The sequence below is a fragment of the Cloacibacillus sp. genome (genome assembly GCA_036655895.1).
In the GTDB taxonomy this organism is placed as follows: domain Bacteria; phylum Synergistota; class Synergistia; order Synergistales; family Synergistaceae; genus JAVVPF01.
Map to the genome: position 1 here is coordinate 1 of JAVVPF010000075.1, position 4,563 is coordinate 4,563.

Consider the following 4,563-nt stretch of genomic DNA (forward strand, 5'->3'; position numbering starts at 1 on the left):
ACCATGCCGACACCCAACAGGAAAATATTGACAACGATGAGCACGCCGGCTTTGCTGCTGACAAGCCCCGTTATCATCACTGCTATCGCCTGCGGCGCCTGCATTATCGTGAGCACGCGGCCAAAGGCCATTGCGCCCGCCAGTATAAAGGTTATCGGCGCGTAGGTGCAGACCGCCTCTTTAAATGTCTCCACTACGTCGTGAAAGTCCATCGTCTTATAAATGAAGCAGCAGACGATGAGCGCGTAGACGACAGAAACGCAGGCCGCCTCCGTTGGAGTGGTGACGCCCCCGTAGATGCCGCCAAGGATTATGACCGGGGTCATAAGCGCCCAAAAGCTGTTTTTAAAGATATGCCAGAGGCCGTCCTTACGCAGGTTTTTGCAGTAAGCCTCCAGTTTTTCCTTGTCCTCGCCGCGCGTTTTGCAGTAGTACCACGAATAGACCATAAGACAGAAGCCGATCAGCAGTCCCGGAAGTATCCCCGCAATAAACATTAATAAACATTGCGCCGACAGAAACACCGGACGAAAGCCCGTACAGAATAAACGGTATCGACGGCGGGATGATGACGCCAAGACCGCCCGCCGTAGCCACCAGCGCTGTGACGAAGGTCTTGTCATAGCCCAGTCCCACCAGCAACGGAATTGACATTGCGCCGATAGCGGCAACGGTAGCTGGGCCAGAGCCGGATATAGCGCCGTAGAAGAGGCAGGTGACGACGACGGCGCAGGGCAGCCCGCCAGTTTTATCACCCGCGAAGTACGAGAACATGTTGAAAAGTTTATCTGAAACGCCGCCGCGCGCCATTATTATGCCGGAGAGCACGAAGAGCGGCACTGCGATGAACGGAGTTGAATCGACGCCGCCCACCATTTGGCGGACTATGAATTCTATCTTCGCGGGGAACATCGGGTTGAGAAAATGCGGCACCATGGCCGAGACGCCCATCGTGATGCCGACTGGCACCGTCAAGGCAAGGCAGACTGCAAAAACAGCGAATACATATCCTAGCATGATCTTCCAGCCTCCCTGATATTTATGTAAAACTGCTGCGCGCTGCGGAAAACGGCAATCGCAAATCCCGCAACAGATGCTCCGTAGACGAGCCACATTGGAACGAGCAATGCGGGACTGGTCTGCCCATTATCCATTAGAGTCCCTGTTACCGTAACAGCCCCTTTTAGCCAGTAGCACATCACTGCGATGATAAAAAGATTTACGGCGGCAAAAAGGCGCTTAGACGTTTTCTCCGACACCATGGTCAATAGAATGTCTATGCGTATGGCGCTCTGACGCTTGATGCAGAGCCCAATGCTCAAAAAAGCCGACCAGATGAACAAAAAGCGTGTAATCTCCTCCGCCCACGACGGGGAGTCGTTGAATATATAACGCATGACGACCGAGTACGAGATGATGAGCGTGATGAAAAACAAAAGCGCAGTCATAAGCGACTCTTCAAAATGCTCATTGAGCCAATGCAACATAATTATGCCTCCTCAGTTTTTACGTTGTTTAAATTAAAGGAGTCGGAAATCGCGGCTGAAACCCCTGGCTGGCTTCCGCCCCCTTTTTAAGCGATATTGATTTACCTGACGCGCTTTTAGGACCTACTTTGAGGATTCCTTCACAGCGCTTTGAAGCTTTGTCACCAGGTCAGAGCCAACGGCTTTTGTAATGTTGTCATAGACCGGCCTTGCCTTGGCCTGCATCTCTGCGAGCACCTTCGGACTGATGGTGATTATTTTGACATTGTTCTTCTTGAGGACGGCGACGCGGTCGGCGTGACACTTGTCGGCCTGCTGGCGGCCCCAGACGATCACTTCGCGCGCAGCGTCGCGGACAAGCTTCTGATCCGCCGGCGTTAGCTTATCGTATATAGGTTTGCTCATGATTATCGTAATGTAATGAAGAAGATGATTTGTATCTATAACATACTTTTGTACTTCGTAAAGCTTTGTCGCGACGATCACTTCATATGGATTCTCCTGGCCGGTGACCGTGCCCTGCTGGAGCCCGAGATAGAGCTCGCTGAAGGGCAGCGGCGTCGGATTTGCGCCAAGGGCCTTCCAGTATTGGATGTGGTATTTATTTTCCATCGTGCGAAGTTTCAGGCCTTTGAAATCTGCGATGCTGTTGATCGGTTTGTTTGAGGAAAGGACACGGAAGCCTTGATCCGCGAAACCAAGCATCACTATGCCGGCCTTTGCATATTCGGGCGCTATCTCCTTCTGGAACTTATCAAGCGCCTTACGCGCCGTCTGCTTATTTGGAAAGAGATTCGGAAGATCGAAGACCGCCGCCTTTGGTACAAAATTTACCTGCGGCGCGGTGGTTTGCACGACAAACGCAAGTTCGCCGTTTTGAAGGCTCTGTGTCAGCTCGCGGTCTGAGCCAAGTTGTGAGTTCGGGAATGCGCTGACCTTCATTGCGCCCTTAGACTTCGCCTCCAGCACCTTCTTTAACTGCTGCGTCATGAGGCCCGTCACCGTATCGTCCGTCGAGTCGTTTGCAACAGAGAATTCGTATTTCGGAGCCGCCGATGCCGTTCCTACAAATAGCATGATACATAAAACCGCCGTCAAAGATGTGAACTTTTTCATTGCTGCACTCTCCTTTTTTATTTGCCCGCTTAGCGAGATGCTCTTGATTATTTTCGTATAGCGGAAATATAGACTGAATATCGGAAACAACTATACGATACAGTGTATTTGTTTAGATGTCAATATACCAAATTAAGAACAATATATTATTTGAGCAAATAATATAAAAACCCCTTTTGGAAGACGCGAGATAAAAGCCGCGCTTCCAAAAGGGGAGGCCAGTAACCTTTTAAGTTTTTAAAATTGCAGCCGCTATTTTGGCGGCGTCATCTTTTCCCGTATTATGTCCACTACTATAGAGAAATGGCGGCTGATGCAGGCTTGCGCTTTTTCGGCGTTCGCGGTCCAGAGCGCCTCTATCAGTTCTTTGTGTTCAGCGATTATGACATCTGGGGCGCGCCTTGGATATATCGAATGCGCGGCAAGCCGCGTCATATCTTCGCTCACTCTCTGCCACATGGCATTCAGATTTCCCAACCCCATGAACTGCACAATCGTCGTGTGATATTCCATATCTCGCTTCATAAACTCAAATGGGGAATCCTTCACAGCTTCCATCTCCTGGTTGACGGCGGCCAGCTGCCCAGCTAAAAGCTGCGGCTTGCCCTGTGCGATGGCCCTTTTGATGACGAACGGTTCTATCATCTCACGCAGAGTGAAGAGCTCGTTTATCTTTTCAAGCGTTATCTCGGAGACGACGGCGCGACGACGCTCCTCCCAGTCCACCCAACCCTCCTGCGAAAGCCGTTTCAACGCTTCACGTACCGGAGTACGGCTGACGCCGAACTCGTCCGCTATCGTACGCTCCATAAGGATGCCGCCTGGCAGAAAATCGCCGTTTATTATGCGCTCCTTGATAGATTCATAAATTGTGCTTGATAAATTTTGATCCTTTTTATTTCCCGCATTCGCAGAGACGGTTTCCATCGGCAGACTCACCTGTCCTTTTCATTTTCACGCGCCACATGCTCAGTTAATATATTTTACATGGCTTAAGTATATTATCACAGAGCAAAACCTTTCAGTAACTTATTTTCCACACTCAAAAGGCATTGCGGTCAAAAAGAAAGTCACGCACCTGCGCCCCGCCGCCCACGCGGCAAAGACTACCGCCGCCGTTATGGGGGTTCATCCGGAAATCATTGTTTATAAATATAGCAAATACCTTATTGTATGATTGCATGCAGGATTTCAGATACGCGATAATTTCTTAGGTTTCCATGTTGAATAAAGCACTGCAAAAAGGATAATGCCACAAGCTATAATTTCATAAAATGTAGGAATCTGATGAAGCAATATGGGAGTTAATAATAGCGCAAATAAAATCTCGAGAGTACATAACATGCTTGCAATAGAGGCTGGAATGTATTTGAGAGATGCAAACAAAAGTCCAAACGCAATCAACCCAGAGACAATAGCCGGATATTGCATAACAAAGAAAATCGCCGGCGTCAGATGCACGAGATCTTCCCATCCTAGCAATACGCTTTTTCCAATAATCAACAAGAGTCCCCCGAAACAATGAACATAAAATAACTGGACAAGAGGATCAGATAAACCTGTCAGTGAGATTTTACGAGATATAAGCGTCTGTCCAGATAATCCTAAGACTGAAAGTATCCCCCAAGCTAATCCCATAGTTGAAATTCTTACATTAGATGCGGTTGTTCCAAACATAAACCCAATATATAAACCCATAAGCACCATAATACTACCTATATACTGGCTAACGGAAGGTTTTTCTGACGTTACAAACACACCGCCTATCATTGTAACAAGCGGAAAAGTATAGTGGATTATTAAGGCTTGAGGTACTGATAAATAGGTGCAGGAAATCAAATAACCTGTAGCATTAAAAAACATTGTAAACAGAGCAAGCAAGAGATATATACCATACATTTTTCGCGATAAAACCAGCTTATAGCTCTCTTTTCGTAGAACAAACCATAGAAACATAATA

At 48.1% G+C, this 4,563-nt stretch carries 6 protein-coding genes; all 6 read right to left on the reverse strand.

The genetic code is table 11. From position 1 onward, the window contains the following. Window positions 1–482 (reverse strand): TRAP transporter large permease subunit (locus RRY12_12585; protein ID MEG2185510.1); only part of this gene is annotated, 482 nt, incomplete at its 3' end. After that, window positions 370–1,017 carry a TRAP transporter large permease subunit gene (locus RRY12_12590; protein ID MEG2185511.1) on the reverse strand — a complete coding sequence of 216 codons (648 nt, stop codon included), beginning with the start codon at window positions 1,015–1,017 and terminating at the stop codon, window positions 370–372. The genes RRY12_12585 and RRY12_12590, both read right to left, overlap by 113 nt. Next, window positions 1,011–1,487, reverse strand: coding sequence for a TRAP transporter small permease (locus RRY12_12595; protein ID MEG2185512.1), 477 nt, complete (start codon window positions 1,485–1,487; stop codon window positions 1,011–1,013). Before RRY12_12595 ends, RRY12_12590 begins: the two co-directional genes overlap by 7 nt. A 123-nt stretch (window positions 1,488–1,610) precedes the next feature. Next, window positions 1,611–2,603 carry a TRAP transporter substrate-binding protein gene (locus tag RRY12_12600; protein MEG2185513.1) on the reverse strand — a complete coding sequence of 331 codons (993 nt, stop codon included), beginning with the start codon at window positions 2,601–2,603 and terminating at the stop codon, window positions 1,611–1,613. Between the two features lie 252 nt (window positions 2,604–2,855). Further along, entirely contained in the window at window positions 2,856–3,530 is a 675-nt protein-coding gene (locus RRY12_12605) for a GntR family transcriptional regulator (protein MEG2185514.1), read from the reverse strand. A 264-nt stretch (window positions 3,531–3,794) separates the two neighbouring features. Continuing rightward, the coding region (locus RRY12_12610) for a DMT family transporter (GenBank protein MEG2185515.1) at window positions 3,795–4,563 on the reverse strand (769 nt) is incomplete at its 5' end.

Excerpts from the sequence above, each read along its gene's own strand:
- RRY12_12590 (MEG2185511.1), bottom strand. The coding sequence starts at position 1,017 with ATGCTAGGATATGTATTCGCTGTTTTTGCAGTCTGCCTTGCCTTGACG.
- RRY12_12595 (MEG2185512.1), bottom strand. The coding sequence starts at position 1,487 with ATGTTGCATTGGCTCAATGAGCATTTTGAAGAGTCGCTTATGACTGCG.
- RRY12_12600 (MEG2185513.1), bottom strand. The coding sequence starts at position 2,603 with ATGAAAAAGTTCACATCTTTGACGGCGGTTTTATGTATCATGCTATTT.
- RRY12_12605 (MEG2185514.1), bottom strand. The coding sequence starts at position 3,530 with ATGGAAACCGTCTCTGCGAATGCGGGAAATAAAAAGGATCAAAATTTA.